The sequence below is a fragment of the Corynebacterium glutamicum ATCC 13032 genome (genome assembly GCF_000011325.1).
In the GTDB taxonomy this organism is placed as follows: Bacteria; Actinomycetota; Actinomycetes; order Mycobacteriales; family Mycobacteriaceae; genus Corynebacterium; species Corynebacterium glutamicum.
On record NC_003450.3, the window covers coordinates 3128422 to 3144634 of the forward strand.

17 protein-coding genes are annotated in these 16213 nt (G+C 54.1%); 6 read left to right on the top strand and 11 right to left on the bottom strand.

The features are described from left to right. The first annotated feature begins 71 nt into the window (after positions 1-71). Both CGL_RS14570 and CGL_RS14575 read left to right on the top strand, forming a co-directional pair. A complete protein-coding gene (locus tag CGL_RS14570; RefSeq protein WP_011015500.1) occupies positions 72-1322 on the top strand; it encodes an MFS transporter in 1251 nt (416 codons plus the stop codon). Positions 1323-1436: 114 nt separating this feature from the next. Next, entirely contained in the window at positions 1437-2978 is a 1542-nt protein-coding gene (locus CGL_RS14575; RefSeq protein WP_011015501.1) for a cupredoxin domain-containing protein, read from the top strand. A gap of 106 nt (positions 2979-3084) precedes the next feature. Here the strand turns inward: CGL_RS14575 and CGL_RS14580 are convergent, their stop codons facing one another. Further along, on the bottom strand, positions 3085-4500 hold the full coding sequence (locus tag CGL_RS14580; protein ID WP_011015502.1) for a TM0106 family RecB-like putative nuclease: 1416 nt from the start codon (positions 4498-4500) through the stop codon (positions 3085-3087). A gap of 194 nt (positions 4501-4694) precedes the next feature. Between CGL_RS14580 and CGL_RS14585 the strand changes: the two genes are divergently transcribed. Beyond that, positions 4695-5330, top strand: coding sequence for a DUF6474 family protein (locus CGL_RS14585; protein WP_011015503.1), 636 nt, complete (start codon positions 4695-4697; stop codon positions 5328-5330). 24 nt (positions 5331-5354) lie between these two features. Here CGL_RS14585 and CGL_RS14590 read toward each other — a convergent pair whose 3' ends face one another. Further along, positions 5355-6821: an MFS transporter gene (locus CGL_RS14590; protein ID WP_011015504.1), complete on the bottom strand. Its 1467-nt coding sequence runs from the start codon at positions 6819-6821 to the stop codon at positions 5355-5357. 55 nt (positions 6822-6876) lie between these two features. Here CGL_RS14590 and CGL_RS14595 point away from each other — a divergent pair, with 55 nt between their 5' ends. Continuing rightward, positions 6877-7335 carry a MarR family winged helix-turn-helix transcriptional regulator gene (locus CGL_RS14595; protein ID WP_003862546.1) on the top strand — a complete coding sequence of 153 codons (459 nt, stop codon included), beginning with the start codon at positions 6877-6879 and terminating at the stop codon, positions 7333-7335. Between the two features lie 97 nt (positions 7336-7432). On the opposite strand, the gene CGL_RS14600 is transcribed toward CGL_RS14595, so the two are convergent. Both CGL_RS14600 and CGL_RS14605 read right to left on the bottom strand, forming a co-directional pair. Continuing rightward, positions 7433-8071, bottom strand: a complete 639-nt coding sequence (locus tag CGL_RS14600; RefSeq protein ID WP_003862544.1) for a LuxR C-terminal-related transcriptional regulator — start codon at positions 8069-8071, stop codon at positions 7433-7435. Between the two features lie 98 nt (positions 8072-8169). Continuing rightward, entirely contained in the window at positions 8170-9504 is a 1335-nt protein-coding gene (locus CGL_RS14605; protein WP_011015505.1) for a sensor histidine kinase, read from the bottom strand. Between CGL_RS14605 and CGL_RS14610 the strand changes: the two genes are divergently transcribed. Beyond that, the gene (locus tag CGL_RS14610; protein WP_011015506.1) at positions 9503-10054 is read left to right on the top strand and encodes a DUF2020 domain-containing protein; all 552 of its coding nucleotides are present in this window, start codon (positions 9503-9505) and stop codon (positions 10052-10054) included. The two genes, CGL_RS14605 and CGL_RS14610, sit on opposite strands and share 2 nt — an antisense overlap. 3 nt (positions 10055-10057) lie before the next feature. Here CGL_RS14610 and CGL_RS15475 read toward each other — a convergent pair whose 3' ends face one another. Together CGL_RS15475 and CGL_RS14615 are read right to left on the bottom strand one after the other, a co-directional pair. Then, entirely contained in the window at positions 10058-10210 is a 153-nt protein-coding gene (locus tag CGL_RS15475) for a hypothetical protein (RefSeq protein ID WP_003858985.1), read from the bottom strand. After that, positions 10211-11035 carry a class E sortase gene (locus CGL_RS14615; protein WP_011015507.1) on the bottom strand — a complete coding sequence of 275 codons (825 nt, stop codon included), beginning with the start codon at positions 11033-11035 and terminating at the stop codon, positions 10211-10213. It abuts the gene before it with no gap. 231 nt (positions 11036-11266) lie between these two features. On the opposite strand from CGL_RS14615, the gene yidC reads away from it, so the two are divergent. After that, positions 11267-12535: a membrane protein insertase YidC gene (gene yidC, locus CGL_RS14620; protein ID WP_011015508.1), complete on the top strand. Its 1269-nt coding sequence runs from the start codon at positions 11267-11269 to the stop codon at positions 12533-12535. Here the strand turns inward: yidC and mcbR are convergent. The 5 genes from mcbR to CGL_RS15480 form a co-directional block, all read right to left on the bottom strand. Beyond that, a complete protein-coding gene (gene mcbR / locus CGL_RS14625) occupies positions 12462-13103 on the bottom strand; it encodes a TetR/AcrR family transcriptional regulator MbcR (protein ID WP_011015509.1) in 642 nt (213 codons plus the stop codon). The two genes, yidC and mcbR, sit on opposite strands and share 74 nt — an antisense overlap. Before the next feature lie 182 nt (positions 13104-13285). Continuing rightward, positions 13286-13549, bottom strand: a complete 264-nt coding sequence (locus tag CGL_RS14630) for a GlsB/YeaQ/YmgE family stress response membrane protein (protein WP_011015510.1) — start codon at positions 13547-13549, stop codon at positions 13286-13288. 481 nt (positions 13550-14030) lie between these two features. After that, complete coding sequence (locus CGL_RS14635) at positions 14031-14936, bottom strand: universal stress protein (RefSeq protein ID WP_011015511.1); 906 nt, start codon at positions 14934-14936, stop codon at positions 14031-14033. Between the two features lie 136 nt (positions 14937-15072). Next, positions 15073-16062: an LLM class flavin-dependent oxidoreductase gene (locus CGL_RS14640; RefSeq protein ID WP_011015512.1), complete on the bottom strand. Its 990-nt coding sequence runs from the start codon at positions 16060-16062 to the stop codon at positions 15073-15075. Positions 16063-16071: 9 nt separating this feature from the next. Next, entirely contained in the window at positions 16072-16212 is a 141-nt protein-coding gene (locus CGL_RS15480; RefSeq protein WP_003862521.1) for a hypothetical protein, read from the bottom strand. Position 16213: the final 1 nt, after the last annotated feature.

A 16213-nucleotide genomic window follows, 5' to 3' on the forward strand; every position in this document is an offset into this window, starting at 1 on the left:
CACAGCCTACATGCACAAAGTGAATCAAAAACAGCTATTTCTAACATTTTACTAATATTTGCTGTTGGCGCATGATGAACTCCATGAGCCAAGCAATAGATAGCAAGGTCGAGGCACACGAAGGCCACGAAGGCCACGAAGGCATCGAGCGAGGAACACGCAATTACAAGCGCGCTGTGTTTGCGATGCTGGCCGCCGGTCTTGCTGCTTTCAATGGTCTTTATTGCACGCAGGCATTGCTTCCCACCATGACGGAAGAGTTGGGAATTACGCCCACTGAGTCCGCGCTGACGGTGTCGGCTACGACTGGAATGTTGGCGCTGTGTATTGTTCCGGCGTCGATACTTTCGGAGAAATTTGGTCGCGGTCGGGTGCTGACAATTTCACTCACGTTGGCCATCATCGTGGGATTAATTTTGCCGCTTGTCCCCAATATTACTGCTCTCATCCTGCTCAGAGGTCTCCAAGGTGCGCTGCTTGCTGGCACTCCAGCGGTGGCGATGACCTGGTTGTCTGAGGAAATTCACCCCAAGGATATTGGGCATGCGATGGGAATTTACATCGCGGGAAATACTGTCGGCGGGCTCACTGGACGTATGATTCCGGCGGGACTACTTGAAGTAACTCATTGGCAAAACGCACTGCTGGGAAGTTCTATCGCTGCGCTGATCTTCGGCGTAATCATGGTGGTGTTGCTTCCCAAGCAGCGGAAATTCCAGCCGAAGAATATCAATCTGCGCCATGAGATTTCGGCGATGGCTGCTCATTGGCGGAATCCTCGTTTGGCGTTGCTTTTTGGTACTGCGTTTTTGGGCATGGGTACTTTTGTGTCGCTGTACAACTATTTGGGTTTCCGCATGATTGATCAGTTTGGGCTGAGTGAAGTGCTGGTTGGTGCGGTGTTCATCATGTATCTGGCCGGGACCTGGAGTTCCACCCAGGCGGGTGCGTTGAGGGAGAAGATCGGCAATGGGTCAACGGTTATTTTCTTGAGTCTGACGATGATCGCGTCGATGGCACTGATGGGGATTAATAATTTGTGGGTCACGTTGGTTGCCCTGTTTGTGTTTACCGCGGCATTTTTCGCACTGCATTCCAGTGCTTCGGGATGGATCGGAATCATCGCAACGAAGGATCGCGCGGAAGCCTCCAGCATGTATTTGTTCTGTTATTACGTGGGATCCTCGGTGATTGGTTGGGTTTCTGGATTCGCGTTTACGCATTTGCCGTGGTTGGCGTTCATTGGCTGGTTGATTCTGCTTCTTTGCGGAGTGCTGGCGATTTGTGTGACGCTGGCAAGGCTTGCCCGCAACGCCAATTAATACGAGTTTGTCCGTGTTTAAATCGGCGCTATTGTTGAATCCATGAGAAGCGATTCCACATGGAGCAGTCGGACTTGGCACAGAAAAGCTAGTAGACCAGTATCGATTTGGTTGATGGTTCTGGTAATCGCCGGAATAATCCACCCGCTCCTGCCGGAATACCGTTGGGTTCTCATTCACCTTTTCACCCTTGGTGCCATCACCAATTCGATTGTGGTGTGGTCGCAGCATTTCACGGAAAAGTTTCTGCATTTAAAGCTTGAGGAATCGAAACGCCCTGCGCAGCTACTGAAAATTCGGGTGCTGAATGTGGGAATTATCGTCACGATTATTGGGCAGATGATCGGTCAGTGGATCGTCACCAGTGTCGGCGCGACGATTGTGGGCGGTGCTTTGGCGTGGCACGCAGGCAGTTTGGCATCACAGTTCCGGAGCGCAAAACGCGGTCAGCCTTTCGCGTCGGCAGTGATCGCGTATGTTGCCAGCGCGTGCTGCCTGCCGTTTGGCGCATTTGCCGGAGCGTTGTTGTCCAAGGAGCTGTCGGGACATCTCCAGGAACGAGTCCTTCTCACCCACACGGTGATTAATTTTCTAGGTTTCGTGGGATTTGCTGCGCTCGGTTCGCTGTCGGTGCTGTTCGCCGCGATTTGGCGCACCAAAATTCGCCACAATTTCACCCCGTGGTCTGTGGGGATCATGGCGGTGAGCCTGCCGATCATCGTCACGGGCATCCTGCTCAACAACGGCTATGTCGCCGCCACAGGCCTGGCCGCGTACGTGGCAGCATGGTTGCTGGCCATGGTGGGGTGGGGGAAGGCGTCGATAAGCAATTTAAGCTTTTCGACGTCCACCTCCACCACCGCACCCCTTTGGCTCGTGGGCACGCTTGTGTGGCTGGCGGTGCAGGCGGTGATGCATGACGGCGAGCTTTACCATGTGGAAGTTCCCACGATTGCGCTGGTCATCGGCTTTGGCGCGCAGCTTCTGATCGGTGTGATGAGTTATCTACTGCCGTCGACGATGGGTGGCGGCGCGAGCGCGGTGCGGACTGGAACGCACATTTTAAACACTGCGGGGCTGTTTAGGTGGACGCTGATCAACGGTGGCCTGGCGATTTGGCTGCTCACCGACAATTCGTGGCTGCGCGTCGTGGTGTCTCTGCTGAGTATCGGAGCGTTGGCAGTTTTTGTCATTCTGCTGCCCAAGGCTGTGCGGGCGCAGCGCGGAGTGATCACCAAAAAGCGCGAACCAATTACTCCGCCGGAGGAGCCTCGACTCAATCAAATTACCGCGGGAATCTCTGTGCTTGCCCTGATTTTGGCAGCATTCGGTGGGCTCAACCCCGGTGTTGCGCCGGTGGCAAGCTCAAATGAAGACGTCTATGCTGTGACCATTACCGCAGGTGACATGGTGTTTATCCCTGATGTGATTGAAGTGCCTGCTGGTAAATCACTCGAAGTCACGATGCTCAACGAAGACGACATGGTGCACGATCTGAAATTTGCCAACGGTGTGCAAACCGGACGTGTGGCGCCAGGTGATGAAATTACGGTGACCGTCGGCGATATTTCCGAAGACATGGACGGCTGGTGCACCATCGCTGGGCACCGCGCGCAAGGAATGGATCTGGAAGTAAAGGTTGCGGCTCCGAATTAACCAAGGGCTGCTGAAAAACTCCCCGCCTTGGTCTCAATCGCACACTTCGACCCGCGAAAACTGTGCATTTGAGACCAAGGACGGCTCTGGAGAATCCTTCCTTGGTTTAAATATTCCCCAGCACAGGTGCCGTGCGCGCACCTTGTCGAAGCCAATGGCGAACCGCTGCGGTGGCCCTGCAATCATCGCCGTTGTAGCTGAGCAATTGAGCACGAGCGGCCTCAGCTTCTGGTTCGGCAGCCGTGGAAGCAATGAGATATGCGTGGAGGCTATCTTCACCTGCGAAGTCTTCTTCCTCCCAATGGAATCCAGCTGCCGGCGCGAGTTGTTTCAGACCTAAACCACCGGGGCCAACAAGTTGGGAGCGCGCGACAGCAAACATGTCATTCCATTGGTCAGAGCTAATGAAGCTGCGGATTTCTTGCTCGTCGGGCACACCTTTGACTTTGCCGAAGAATCTGCGAGCAGTGGAGAGCATCCAGTGGTTTTCGCCGTTGCTGGCATAGCAGAACACACCGAAGGTTTGTCCCTGCTGGCGAGCTTTGTCCCGGCGCGATTTCAGCCAGGACCAGAAGCGAGCAAAGTTCTCACCTTCGGCAGCCTCACCGAGATCGGACCAAATGACAAAAGGTATGTACGTTTTGCCGTCCCAAGCTCCCCACAAATAGGCACCTAAATCTAGGTAGGCTTCCACATCGACGTCGATTTCCACATCGAAACGTGGGGCGCTGGTGTGCGCCTCGCGTCGAAGGACGGGGATTTCGGCGCGCCAGGCGGCAGCGACGTGGGAGATTTCGCCGAGGTTGGCGTCGATAAGCGCTGTTGTGGTGTTGATGCCTTTTTCGCGGTAGGTGTCTGCGCGGTCGCCGGTGAGGAAGAGGCTGATGTCATCGGCGGCTTTGAGTTCTGGTTCGCATTTGGGCCAGAATCTGCAGGTTGCGCACTCTTTTACCCGTCGAGGTGCTGTCGGCGCCGGGGTCAGCAACGCGCGGTGAGCTGCAGGGGCGTAGCGGGTGACATCCACTAGGTATGCCCAATCGCGGTCCTGTCCCACGACGGCGCCGATCGAAGACTCGGGTGCTGCTCCAGCTTCCTCCAAACCCATCAACGCGAGGGTGAGGCGATAGCCATCGATCGTGTGGTGGCGCAGCGTTGCCTTGAGCTCTAGCGGCTGACCCAAACCGAGGCGGGTGACGGCAATGCCCTGCATAGTTTTGTGCGGATCCGGACGGGCGACACGGTGATTGCTCACCATCACGGGCATGTAGCTTCCATCAGGGTTGCGCACCAAGACATCCACTTGCACTTCCCATGCCACCCCTTCGAGGGTGCCCGTGAACACTGCGCCGGTAATCAAGGTGTCGCCGGCTGCAATTGCTTCGAGGGTTTCAAACTCCGCCAATTCAGCATCATTGTCTAGATCTGCCCTGGTGAAAGGAATTCGGCCCCGCTTTTTGGGCTGCTCTGGGAGACGATCCAAAACTTCCGTCAACCCAACCTCACGGCGGGCCCTGCGCTGCATTGTTGCAGGTAAAGGAGAGATTTCTGGGAAATTTATGCGCTGGACCTGACGGTACCTACATCCCACCAGATCACTTGGCGTTAACCGTTCCGATTGCATTCTTCCCACAATGACATGAGCTTATTGCAACATCGTGGGTAAAGTTGAATCGAGAAGTCGAGAAATAACCGACCGATGAAAGAGTTGAGACGATAATGGGCATCTTCGAAGCCATCCGAGCCGCACGCGCGAAGACCAAAGCTGAGATCAAAGCAGCCGAGGCAAAAGTAAAAACTGAGGCGAAAAACAAAGCAAAGCTAGATCTCAAGCGCGAGAAGCTTCTTGTCCAGCAGGAAAAGAATCTGCTCAAGGTTGAAGAAAAGGGCCTGAAGAAGCGCAACAAGCATGAGCTGAAGATGGCCAAAAATATCCTTGAGCAAAAGCGCCAAGGACGCCTAAACAAAGACAAGGTGAAGCGCTGGGCTGGCACCGCACGTGTGCTCACTCCACTACTGCTGCCTATTATTTATCGACTCTCCACCGAAGCACGCGATCAGGTTGTTAAGGGACGTGCCCGTCGTGCAGGTGTCACCGCGGAGCAGCTTAGCCAATTCGCAGGTCACGCAGCAGCGCTGAAGGCTCGTATTCAAGGTGTTCGCGAAACCGCAAAGAACTCCAGCCTCCCTGCTGGCTTTGTACGCGATGTTGAAGAGCGTCTCAATGAGCTCGAGGCTGCTGCGAATAACTCTGAGTTCATGTCTCCACAGCAGAGGAACCGTGCGCACCAGTCGATCAGTCGTGATCTGAACCAGGTGTCAGATCAGATTCAGGATCGACTACTGGACAAGTAGCTGCTGGTCGAGTCGCTGCCGGGATTATTTTGCTTCCACCACAGTGGTTGTGGTGGGGATGAAATAGGAGATGACCGCAGCCACAAGCGCGGCGCAGCATCCGATGATCAGAGTGGTCATGAATCCCCCTAAGGTGGGTACTCCGCCACTCATCATTCCGGCCAACACTGCACCGATGACAGCTGATGAGCCGGTGGTGCCCAGTGAACGCATAAGAGAGTTGAAACCATTCGCTGCGGCTTTCTCCGTGGCTGGTACGGCACCCATGATCAAGGCAGGCATGGAACCAAATGCCAGGCCAATGCCGATACCGACCACGAGACTACACACTGAGAACAGCACCAGGGTGGTCAAAATAAGTGCGTTGTCTGCATCTCCTCCCGGTGTGCGGTTGCCGATAGTGAACAACACTGTGGCAGTAAGTGCATAACCGACTGCGATCACAACACCCGCAATTGTCAGCGTCACACGAGGACCATGAGCAGCGCTAATGGCTGCACCTGCATTCGAAATCAACATCATGCCTAGACCCATCGGGATCAGCCAGATGCCCATCTGAAGCATGCTCTGGCCTAGACCGTAGCCCAGAATTACAGGCAGCTGCATGACCTGAGGCAGGATCAGATTCATTCCATACATGGTGAAACCGATGAGGATGGACGCAATATTTGTCATCAACACGGTCGCCCGAATAGTGGTGCGCAGATCAATCAAAGGGGATTTCTGGCGGGTTTCGAACCAGCCCCAACCCACCAAAATCACCAGCGCTGCCACGAATAACCCAATGGTCAGGGCACTTCTCCAGCCCCATTCTGATCCCTTGGACACCGCGAGCAACAATGCGATAAGTCCCATTGCAAGGCCGAGAGCACCGAAATAATCAAAGCCGCCACTCCTCACGATCCTGGGTCTAGCAGGAATCGCCTTCCAAATGACCGCGCCAACTGTAAGCGCTACCAGAGCGGTGAACCAGAACAGCACCCGCCAGGACGCAAACTGGGCAATAGCAGCAGCCAGCGGTAGACCGAGTGCACCGCCAATGCCCATGGAAGAACTCATCAAAGCAATGGCAGACCCTGCTTTCTCCCGGGGCAACAAATCATGCATGAGAGAAATGCCAAGAGGAATCAGGCCAGAGCCAAGCCCCTGAAAACCACGGCCGATGATCATCGGAATCAAATCCACCGACACAGCGCAGATCACTGATCCAAGAATGAACGGGACAAGTGAGATGAGCATCATCTTTTTCTTGCCGTACATATCTGCAAGCCTGCCCATCACAGGAGTCGCCACTGCGCCCACCAACAGCGTCACAGTAATGATCCAAGAGGCATTAGCAGCCGTGGTGTTGAAGATCTCGGGCAACCGACCAATGATCGGAATAACCAGGGTCTGCGCTAGGGAAACAGTGATACCAGCTGAGGCGAGAGTGACCACCAGCAGGCCGTATTTGATCTGTGGTGTGGCTGATTCGGGAGGACTCGATGACATTATGTGTATGGTACACATTTTGTGCAAGATGCAATAGCTGGCAAACTGGAGAGCCATGAGCACCGACCCCATCGCGGCCTTGGAATACGAATCCACCATCTTCGCCCGTCACCGGAATCAATACACCGGCCAAGCAGGTACGAATGCTGGCGTCCTCGATTCCAGCGGCTACAACCTACTCACGCTGCTCCAGTTACGTGGCCCCTCCACCATCGGCGAACTCAGCGCCATCACCGGCCTAGACGCATCTACCCTTAACCGTCAGACAAAAGCCCTACTAACCAAAGGATTTGTCGAACGCATCCCAGATCCCGACGGTGGAATCGCTCGGAAATTCCACCCCACCGACCTCGGCAATGAACTGCTCAACGAGGAACGCACATCCAGCCAAGAAAAATATGCCGAGTTACTTTCAGACTGGCCCGAAGAGGATCTACGCACCTTCGTCAAACTTCTTGAAAAACTAAATAAAGCCGTGGAGACACGCGTCGGAAAGCATTGGCCGCGCCCCTGACTCAGCCCAAGCCAGAGCCCGTGCCCCTGCTAAAGCCTCGGGATGCTCCCGTAGGCCAACCCCGGCGCGGATACCTAAAGCCTTGCAGCAACCCCCGCTACAGCAGCCCCTGCTCACGTGCGGCTGCGACAGCGGAGGTACGTGACCGCACGCCGAGCTTGTCGTAGATGTGCACGAGGTGGGATTTCACCGTGGCTTCTGAGAGGAAGAGGATACGGCCAATGTCGCGGTTGGAGGATCCACCGGCAACCAGCTTGAGAACTTCCAGTTCACGTGGGGTGAGTGAGGTTTTGGGGGTGCGCACGCGAGTCATCAGGCGGTTCGCAACCATGGGTGACAGTGTGGAGTCACCTTCTGCTGCGGATCGTACTGCTGCCAGGAGTTCGCTCGGTGGGGCGTCTTTGAGCAGGTAGCCCAGTGCGCCGGCTTCGATTGCGCCGAGGATGTCTGTGTCGGTGTCGTAGTTGGTCACGACCAGGACTTTTGGCGGGTTATCGATGTTTCGCTTGATGGCTGCGGTGGCGTCTGCGCCTGTGGAAACCTGGGTTCCTTGGACGCCGGGGCCGAATCGGAGGTCCATCAAGATGACGTCGATTCCGCCTTCTTGGGCTGCCTGCACCGCACCTTCGGCGGTGGAGACTTCGCCCACCACTTCAATGTCCTCGGCGCTTTCCAGCACAGCTCGGAGTCCGAGCCTCACGATTTCGTGGTCATCAGCAAGCAGCACGCGAATCATTGTTTGAACTAGGTCCTTCCCAATGGCGCACTTCGTTTCGAATGAAAATGCGCCTTCAAGAGTATCGATGAGCAGATGAATCGTACTTTAGTCTAGCCTTACTCATCGTCAGTTGGAGAACTTAGTTCAACCTCGCCTGTAGCACTTGAGTCCGAATCTGCCAAAACCGGCGCCCCGACAAACCCCTCTGGTGGCTCCACCGGCAATGCTGCAGATACCGCAGTACCCTGCCCATATGCAGATTCCACTATAACTTCGCCGTGCAATTCCATCGCACGCTGCTGCAATGCGGTTAAGCCGATATGGCCAAGGCCAGCGGGGGTACTGGACACTTCCGAAGGCTCAAAACCCACACCGTCATCAACCACATCAAGGCGTACTTCTGTGTCTTCGTAGGTTAGTGTCACGTGGCAGTTTTTCGCCTCTGAATGTTTCGCCACATTTCCGATCGCACCTTGAGCAATTCGCAGAAGGGTGGCTTCAGTTTTCATGGGCAGTTGGCGAACATCACCGTCGACAGAAATCACAAAATTAATACCCAACAACGGTTCTGTGACGCGGTGAAGTGCTGCTTCCAAGGAGGTTTTAGACAGCGCTGCCGGTTGCAACGCCGCAATCATCGCGCGAGCCTCACTGAGATTGTCGGAGGCTGTTTGTCGGGCAAGGCGCATCTTCTTCACGATCGCCTCCTTTGGCTTCTCTTCCATCTCAGCAACGAGAATCTCCTGTTCAGAGACATGCAGCAGCATTTGAATGGAGGAGAGTCCCTGGGCGACCGTGTCATGAATTTCATGCGCAATACGTTGACGTTCCGCAGCAATACCCGCATTTCGTTCCGTCACCGCCAGCTGGGAGCGAGTTTCAATCAACTGATCAATCAATTCCTGCTTTTCATTATTCACCCGCCACAACGTGCGGAACGCGTAATCAATAGCCACGGTCACGATCGCAGAGACCACCGGACCCATCACACCACCAAAGGTCAACCCCACGGAATACTGGCTGGCAATCGCAATCGCTGTCGCACCCAAAATCGCAATAATGCCTCTCACGTCAGGCATCACCTGTAGATAGAGGAAAAACAGCGGGAACAGCAGATAAATGGACACGGGCACGATCGGCACCATAAAAATCCACACCAGCGTCAGCACAAACAGCCAGCCCAGCTGCATGCCGTGGCTCAAATCTACGCGTTTGGTTGATCCATAGAAGTACAGAAAACCCCACACAAACAACAGCACGCACGACAGCGCAAACATCGGCAGCGTCAGGCGGGCGGAAGCTCCCAACCCCACGACCAGCAGCGAGGCTGTCAAAATGTGGATACTGTTGCGATAGCTCATCGCGCCCGGTTGATTCCCCTTCTTCACAAGGGTTTCAACATCGAGCTCATTGCGTCCGGTTTCCGACACACGATCTAGGCTTGACTGCATGCGTCGTACATTACCTACTATCCTCGCTGCTTCCATCATGCTCACCGCTTGTACCCCGGCGGAACCTGAAGCAACCCCAGAGACCACCACCGAGGCAGCCCCGGAAGTAATTACTGACGGCCTTCCCATCGACGCGATGCCCGCGGTCGAACGCACCGCACAAACCGCATGCCCCTACCTGGGCACCGACTGGGTCGCCGATACCAACGGCCAGCGCGTCACGGGTTACGGCACAGACGAACGCTTTTCGACGCCCTCCTGCGTTTTTTACTCCTACCCCGAAGAACCACAACTCACGGTGATTGTCCGCGATATGGCCACCACGGATGACGCTATCGCGGTAGTGGATTGGGCAGCCCCCATCGATTCCACTGAGCCCGCTGAGGAACCCGCAGGGTGGTCCGGTGGCCGCCGAGGTGGAAACGATACTTCAGGCGCACTCTACGCGGTTCAAAACGGCCCCACCGCGGTCATCGTGTTCACCAATCAGGATCAATCCCTCAAAGCGCAGTTAATCGCTGAGGAAGTAATCCAGAATCTTGGTCTCTAACTATTAGAAGGCCACATCGTTATATGGCATCAGTGTGGACACCCATGGGAACACAACATCCATGAGGAGGAAGAACACCAACACAATGAGCGCCAATACGATGAGAAGTTTTACAAACCAAGGTCCTGGAAGATAGTGCCACAGAAGTGAATACATTTAGTTTTCCTCCAAAGCTGCAGGGCGTTCGCCACTTGATTTATCGATTTCTTCCACCAACATTGCGTGCACAATCATGCGCTCAGCGTTGGAGAACTGCGGGTGACACGTGGTCAAGGTAAGCAGAGCTTCTGATCCTTCACGCACTGCAGTGTCGAAGACGCCCGGTGTGGGGTAGGTGGCATCGATGCGATCCGGAGTGGTGATGCTTCGTCCGGACACATTCACATAGTCACCTTCAGCCATGCGGCTGACCTGGTTTTCGTTGAAGCAATCCGCAGCTTCTGCTGCACGATCTGCACCGTTGGTGGACATCGGCATCACGCGGTACACATCCCAGGAATTGTAAGTCTCCACCACGATCGCATCGCAGACTTCCAGGTTTCCTAGATCATTGAATGGCGCACCCTTGCCCACTCGGTGGCCTGCCACTGCAAAGTTTCCGGCTTCACCAGGCATTTGGGAATCCACATAACGGCCAGGACCGGCAAGAAGGTCTTCCTCATCGGTTCCTTCAATCACTGCGAAGTTGAAGTCAGAGCCGAAAGCTGGAACATACATCCGGGCAAATGCCTCACCAAGTTCCGGGGTGAGCTTTTGTCGAGGATTCACCCGAGCTTCATTCCAGTCTTCATCAAGCTTTTGACCAGCCGATTCTTGTAATTTCCCAGATTCCACGTTGGTCCAATAGGCCTCATAGTATGCGAATAACAAGGCCAAAATGCCTACGGTGAGCAAGATTTCACCAACAACCTGGGAAACACTCACTCGAGGCCGCGGCTTTTTACCATTGCGAGAAGATTCCGCGCTTAACGTGGCTGTCATCGTTACTGTTTTCGTCCAAAATCTTTGTTAGGCGAATCTCAACGTCCTTTTAGGTACCCGTACTTTCAGACACGTACCATGAGACAAGTGCACATGAGATCAATTCATATCTCAAACATTGTACATCTGATCAGCAATAGCGATTATTGCTTGATTGTGTGTTTTTAGATCTTCGGTTCTCTTCACTCAACTGCTGTGAAGTGCCACCTGTTTGGAAAGGCGAACACGATAGTGCTCGATATTTTGATTTACCCGGTGTCTGGAGTGATGAAGCTGTGGCACCTGCTTCTTCACAACGTTGCGGGTTTGGACGATTCACTGGCGTGGTTCTTTTCCCTTTTCGGCCTTGTCATCACGATCCGTGCAATTATCGCGCCTTTCACCTGGCAGATGTATAAGTCGGGCCGCACTGCCGCACATATTCGTCCTCACCGCGCTGCGCTCCGGGAAGAATACAAGGGAAAGTACGATGAAGCGTCCATTCGGGAGTTGCAGAAGCGCCAGAATGATTTGAATAAGGAATACGGCATTAACCCGCTGGCAGGTTGTGTGCCTGGGCTGATCCAGATACCGATTGTCCTTGGTCTTTACTGGGCACTTCTCCGCATGGCTCGCCCTGAAGGTGGTTTGGAAAATCCCGTCTTCCAGTCGATCGGCTTCCTAACTCCTGAGGAAGTGGAATCTTTCCTCGCTGGTCGCGTGAGCAATGTGCCTCTGCCCGCTTATGTTTCGATGCCCACTGAGCAGCTAAAATATTTGAGCACCACGCAGGCGGAAGTTCTTAGTTTCGTTTTGCCACTGTTCATCACAGCCGCAATCCTCACCGCAATCAACATGGCGATGTCCATGTACCGCAGCTTCCAAACCAACGATTACGCATCCGGATTCTCTAACGGCATGCTGAAGTTCATGATCGTGATGTCGATCCTCGCGCCGATCTTCCCACTGTCCCTTGGCCTCACAGGACCATTCCCCACAGCAATCGCACTCTATTGGGTCAGCAACAACCTGTGGACGCTCCTCCAAACAATCATCATGATGGTCATTTTGGAACGCAAATACCCACTTACCGACGATTTCAAAGTGCACCACCTAGAGCAGCGCGACATCTACCGCGCAAAACAAAAAGAAAAGCGCATCTTCCTGTGGACACGACGCAAAAACCGCGCCCTGATGATTCTCACCCCATGGAACGCCTCAACGCTTCACGCAACAAACGTGGAACTCACCAAAACCCGTACTGCCGAAATCAACGAAGCAAAACAGGCCCGCAAAGAAATCGCGAACAAGAGGCGCGAAACGCAACGTGAAATGAACCGCGCCGCCATGCAGCGCTTAAAGCAGCGTCGCGCTGAGGTTAAAGCTAAAAAGAAGGGGCTTATCGACGCCTCCCCCAACGAAGATACCCCTTCGGAAAATGAAGAAACTAAATTGAGTAGTCCGCAGGTGGAGCCGACAACAACTGCCGAGCCAAATCGCGAGCCGTCTCAAGAGGACTGATGTTGTGGACCAATCGAGATCCAGCAAGTCCACCATCAAGGAACACCAACAGCTGATTCGCCTGGGTGGTGCCTGGGTAGCCGTTCTTCTCAGTGAGCAAATCAGTCAGAGTCTTATGACACCACTCGCGGTGCTCTAACACTGCTGCAACAATGCCCTTTTCGCTATCAGTTTCGGGGCGAGGGTACTCACTAGCCGCATTCTGAAAGTGCGAGCCGCGGAAATCTTTTTCTGGTTCTTCCTCAATGCACTGATCAAAGAACGCGATGATTTTATCTTCCGGATCCTTCATACCGACGGTGCGCTCACGCCACGCTTCACGCCACAGCTGATCGAGGTTCTCCAGGTATGCAATAACCAAGGCGTCCTTCGATCCGAAAAGGGAATAGAGGCTCGCCTTCGCCACGTCAGCTTCACGGAGGATACGATCAATACCGATGACGCGAATACCTTCTGTGGTGAAAAGGTTGGTTGCGCTATCGAGGAGACGCTGTCGGGGGCTTGGTCGATTGCGACGACGGTTTGCCCCGGCACTTGTTTTACTCTTGCCTGAAGCGCTAGCAGCCACGTTCGGCCACGTCCTTTCGGGTTGGTCTGTTTCAAGATACGACGAACTGTCTAACACCAATATAGACAAACCGGTTCGTATAGTTTTAATCCACAGGCAAGTCTAGCGCTTTTTCCACCCCAAAATGACCAAAAGGCCTGTTGATATCGAAATATCAACAGGCCCTACGGATTTAAAGCAGATTACTTCTTCCGAGTGAAGAACTGCACGATCGTCAGCAAAATGACAGCACCAATCAGACATGTGATGAAGCTGAAGATCAAGCCGCCACCGGCAACATCCACTCCGAAGATTCCAAGCAGCCAGCCGCCTAACAAACCACCGATAATACCGACGACTATGTTCAGCAAAATTCCTTGCTGAGCATCAGTGCCTTTAATCTTGGAGGCAATCCAACCAGCTAGACCACCAATAATGATCCATGTAATCCAACCTAGGGCAAGCATGTGGTTCTCCTTTTCTTTCGGTGAATGCTGCCAATTTTAACCGGCTCCGCTCCAAAGGTGTCGACCTATTCCAATTATTCATTGTATTGTTATTAAAAGGTGATGGCCTAATTTCTCGATTTAAGCGCCCGAATTCCCCGGAAGGATTAAGTACCTCAGTGGAGATTGGAGAGGCCCTTAGAAGCAATCCTGTGAGGTCAAACTTTTAGGAGTCTCGGCCATGAAATCACTCTTTACAAGACAAACCAGGCAGGCGTGACAAGATCGGCGAAAAAGCCGAACTTTTGGCACGTGTGTTCGGTATCTCATTGCCTAAACCAGACGGGCGTGCCAAAACCTGGCGGAAATCCAGATTCTTGGCACGTCTGTCTGGCTGCCCTTGGTTTCTCCCTTTCGAATGGCCCGAACTAACCCGCAAACACCAATGCCCCGGCCTCCCTGCACAAAATCAGGAAACCGGGGCATCGAAACTTAAAAGAAACTACTTCTTAATCTTCTCAGGTGGGCGAACCACCATCATTGGGCACGGTGCGGATTGCAGCAGTGCGCGGGAGGTGGAGCCAAGGAGCATGCCCTTAAATCCGCCACGACCATGGGAACCAACGACTAGGAGCTGCGCGTTTTCAGATGCTTCTGCAAGTGCGCGAACTGGGCGGTCACGGGTGATGATCTTCTTGACGGTTACACTTGGGTACTTTTCCACCAGTGGTGCGAGGCGTTCGATCAGCATGTCGGTTTGCTGACGTTCCACTTCATCCCACTGCTGTTGAGCAGCTGCAAGACCTGCAAGTGATGCCTGTACCTGCATGTCCATCCAGGTGTGAACTGCAACGAGTTCGGCGCCACGAGCTTCAGCTTCCGCAAATGCGTATTCGGTTGCCTGTTGGGAGACTTCGGAGCCATCCACACCGACGACGACTGGGCCGTACTTGCTGTCTTCGTTGACTGCGCTGTCTTCACGGACAACAACGACTGGACACTTTGCGTGGCTGACCACTGCACCGGAGACGGAGCCCATGACCATTCCGGAGAGTCCGCCGAGTCCGCGGGAACCCATGACGATCATTGTGGCATCGGGAGACATTTCCAACAGCATGTCGATGGGACTGCCTTCAGCGATGGTGTGCCCGATCTTGATTTCTGGCGCTACCTCATGGGCGATGTCACGGGCTTCGTTAATCTTTTCCAGGGCTTCGGCCTGGAGGTCATCGAAAAGCTCTTGTGGTGGAACCATTCCCTCTGCGTAGAGGAACTGAGGCATGGTGTAGCTGGAAGCCAAGCGAAGTGGAATGCCACGTTTGTTGGCGGTATTTGCAGCCCACCGAACAGCTTGTTTTGAGGCGTCCGAGCCATCTACTGCTACGACGACAATGTCTTCAGTGCTCATGTCGGTCGACCTTTCATTGATTGGTGAATCCTGCGTTACAGTTCGTGGAAACTCATGATCTCTAACACCTCTAAGTGTAGCGCGGATACCCGATCCGCACAGCTGGTTAGTACCAGTATTTTTGAGGCTTTTGACACTAATTCCATGCCGTGCCAAGTGCAGCTATGGAGCGGAACCTGACTTCGGGGTCGTAGGAGTAGGTGACTGTAATGATCTCATCTAACTTGTAGCGATCAGCGAATTCCTGCAGTTGTAATACCACTGATTCGGCTGTTCCGATGAAAGTCATTTCCAATGAATCTTCGATGTGTTTCCAGATCATCGGGTCGAGTTTGTCTTTCAGATTCCGCACTGGTGGGGCAAGTTTGCCGCGGGAGTTCGTCACGATTCCGGCGAACATTTGGTGCAGTGTGGAGATCTGGAATTCGGCTTCTTCCTCGGTGTCGCACACCAGGACATTCGCTGCGGCCATGACATAAGGATTGGCTGCTAGTTCGCGATAGGAGGCGATGGCGGGCCCCATTTGGAAGGGTGCGAAGTGGCTGGCGAAGGCGAATGGAAGGTCTAATTTAGCGGCCATCGCAGCGCCGTTGAGGGAAGATCCCAGCATGAATAGCGGCACACGGGAATTTATTCCTGGATGCGCGATGATGTTCGGGCGTTCTTCGGGGGTGTCCAAATAATTCTGGAGGGAGACGATTGTGGAGAGGACGTCGTCGACAAGCGAACTTGCCCGACCCAATTCCCGCGCCGTCATGGGGTCGGTTCCTGGTGCGCGCCCTAGGCCGGCCTCGATGCGGCCGGGGTAAATGGCCTCAAGGGTGCCGAGTTCTTCGGCGACGTGCAGCGCGGAGTGGTTGGGCATCATGATGCCACCGGAGCCAACGCGAATGCGTGAAGTGTGGCCTGCAATATGACCCATGAGCAGCGTCGTCGCGGAAGATGCCAAGCCTTCCGAGTTGTGGTGCTCCGCCACCCAGAAACGCGCATAATTGTGCTCTTCGGCGATCTGCGCAGCGCGAACACTGTGTGCAATGGCCTCGCCGGCCGTCATCCCTTCACTCAGCGCGACGAGATCAAGCACGCTCAATCGTGGTTTTGGGCCTTCCCCGACTACACTAGACATGTTAAAAACTTATCCAGCATTCACCACTGCGGCATCAGTGTTTGAAGGGAAAAGCAGGTCAAACAAGGTGCGGCTGATTTGAGCGATCACAGCACCGAGATCTGTGCTGAAGAATTCAATGATTGGGTTGATGATTGCGTTGAAGTCCATG

Coding starts and splice junctions, on each gene's coding strand:
- CGL_RS14570 (WP_011015500.1), top strand. CDS start 72: ATGATGAACTCCATGAGCCAAGCAATAGATAGCAAGGTCGAGGCACAC.
- CGL_RS14575 (WP_011015501.1), top strand. CDS start 1,437: ATGGTTCTGGTAATCGCCGGAATAATCCACCCGCTCCTGCCGGAATAC.
- CGL_RS14580 (WP_011015502.1), bottom strand. CDS start 4,500: ATGCAGCGCAGGGCCCGCCGTGAGGTTGGGTTGACGGAAGTTTTGGAT.
- CGL_RS14585 (WP_011015503.1), top strand. CDS start 4,695: ATGGGCATCTTCGAAGCCATCCGAGCCGCACGCGCGAAGACCAAAGCT.
- CGL_RS14590 (WP_011015504.1), bottom strand. CDS start 6,821: ATGTCATCGAGTCCTCCCGAATCAGCCACACCACAGATCAAATACGGC.
- CGL_RS14595 (WP_003862546.1), top strand. CDS start 6,877: ATGAGCACCGACCCCATCGCGGCCTTGGAATACGAATCCACCATCTTC.
- CGL_RS14600 (WP_003862544.1), bottom strand. CDS start 8,071: ATGATTCGCGTGCTGCTTGCTGATGACCACGAAATCGTGAGGCTCGGA.
- CGL_RS14610 (WP_011015506.1), top strand. CDS start 9,503: ATGCGTCGTACATTACCTACTATCCTCGCTGCTTCCATCATGCTCACC.
- CGL_RS14605 (WP_011015505.1), bottom strand. CDS start 9,504: ATGCAGTCAAGCCTAGATCGTGTGTCGGAAACCGGACGCAATGAGCTC.
- CGL_RS15475 (WP_003858985.1), bottom strand. CDS start 10,210: ATGTATTCACTTCTGTGGCACTATCTTCCAGGACCTTGGTTTGTAAAA.
- CGL_RS14615 (WP_011015507.1), bottom strand. CDS start 11,035: ATGACAGCCACGTTAAGCGCGGAATCTTCTCGCAATGGTAAAAAGCCG.
- CGL_RS14630 (WP_011015510.1), bottom strand. CDS start 13,549: ATGCTTGCCCTAGGTTGGATTACATGGATCATTATTGGTGGTCTAGCT.
- CGL_RS14635 (WP_011015511.1), bottom strand. CDS start 14,936: ATGAGCACTGAAGACATTGTCGTCGTAGCAGTAGATGGCTCGGACGCC.
- CGL_RS14640 (WP_011015512.1), bottom strand. CDS start 16,062: ATGTCTAGTGTAGTCGGGGAAGGCCCAAAACCACGATTGAGCGTGCTT.
- CGL_RS15480 (WP_003862521.1), bottom strand. CDS start 16,212: ATGGACTTCAACGCAATCATCAACCCAATCATTGAATTCTTCAGCACA.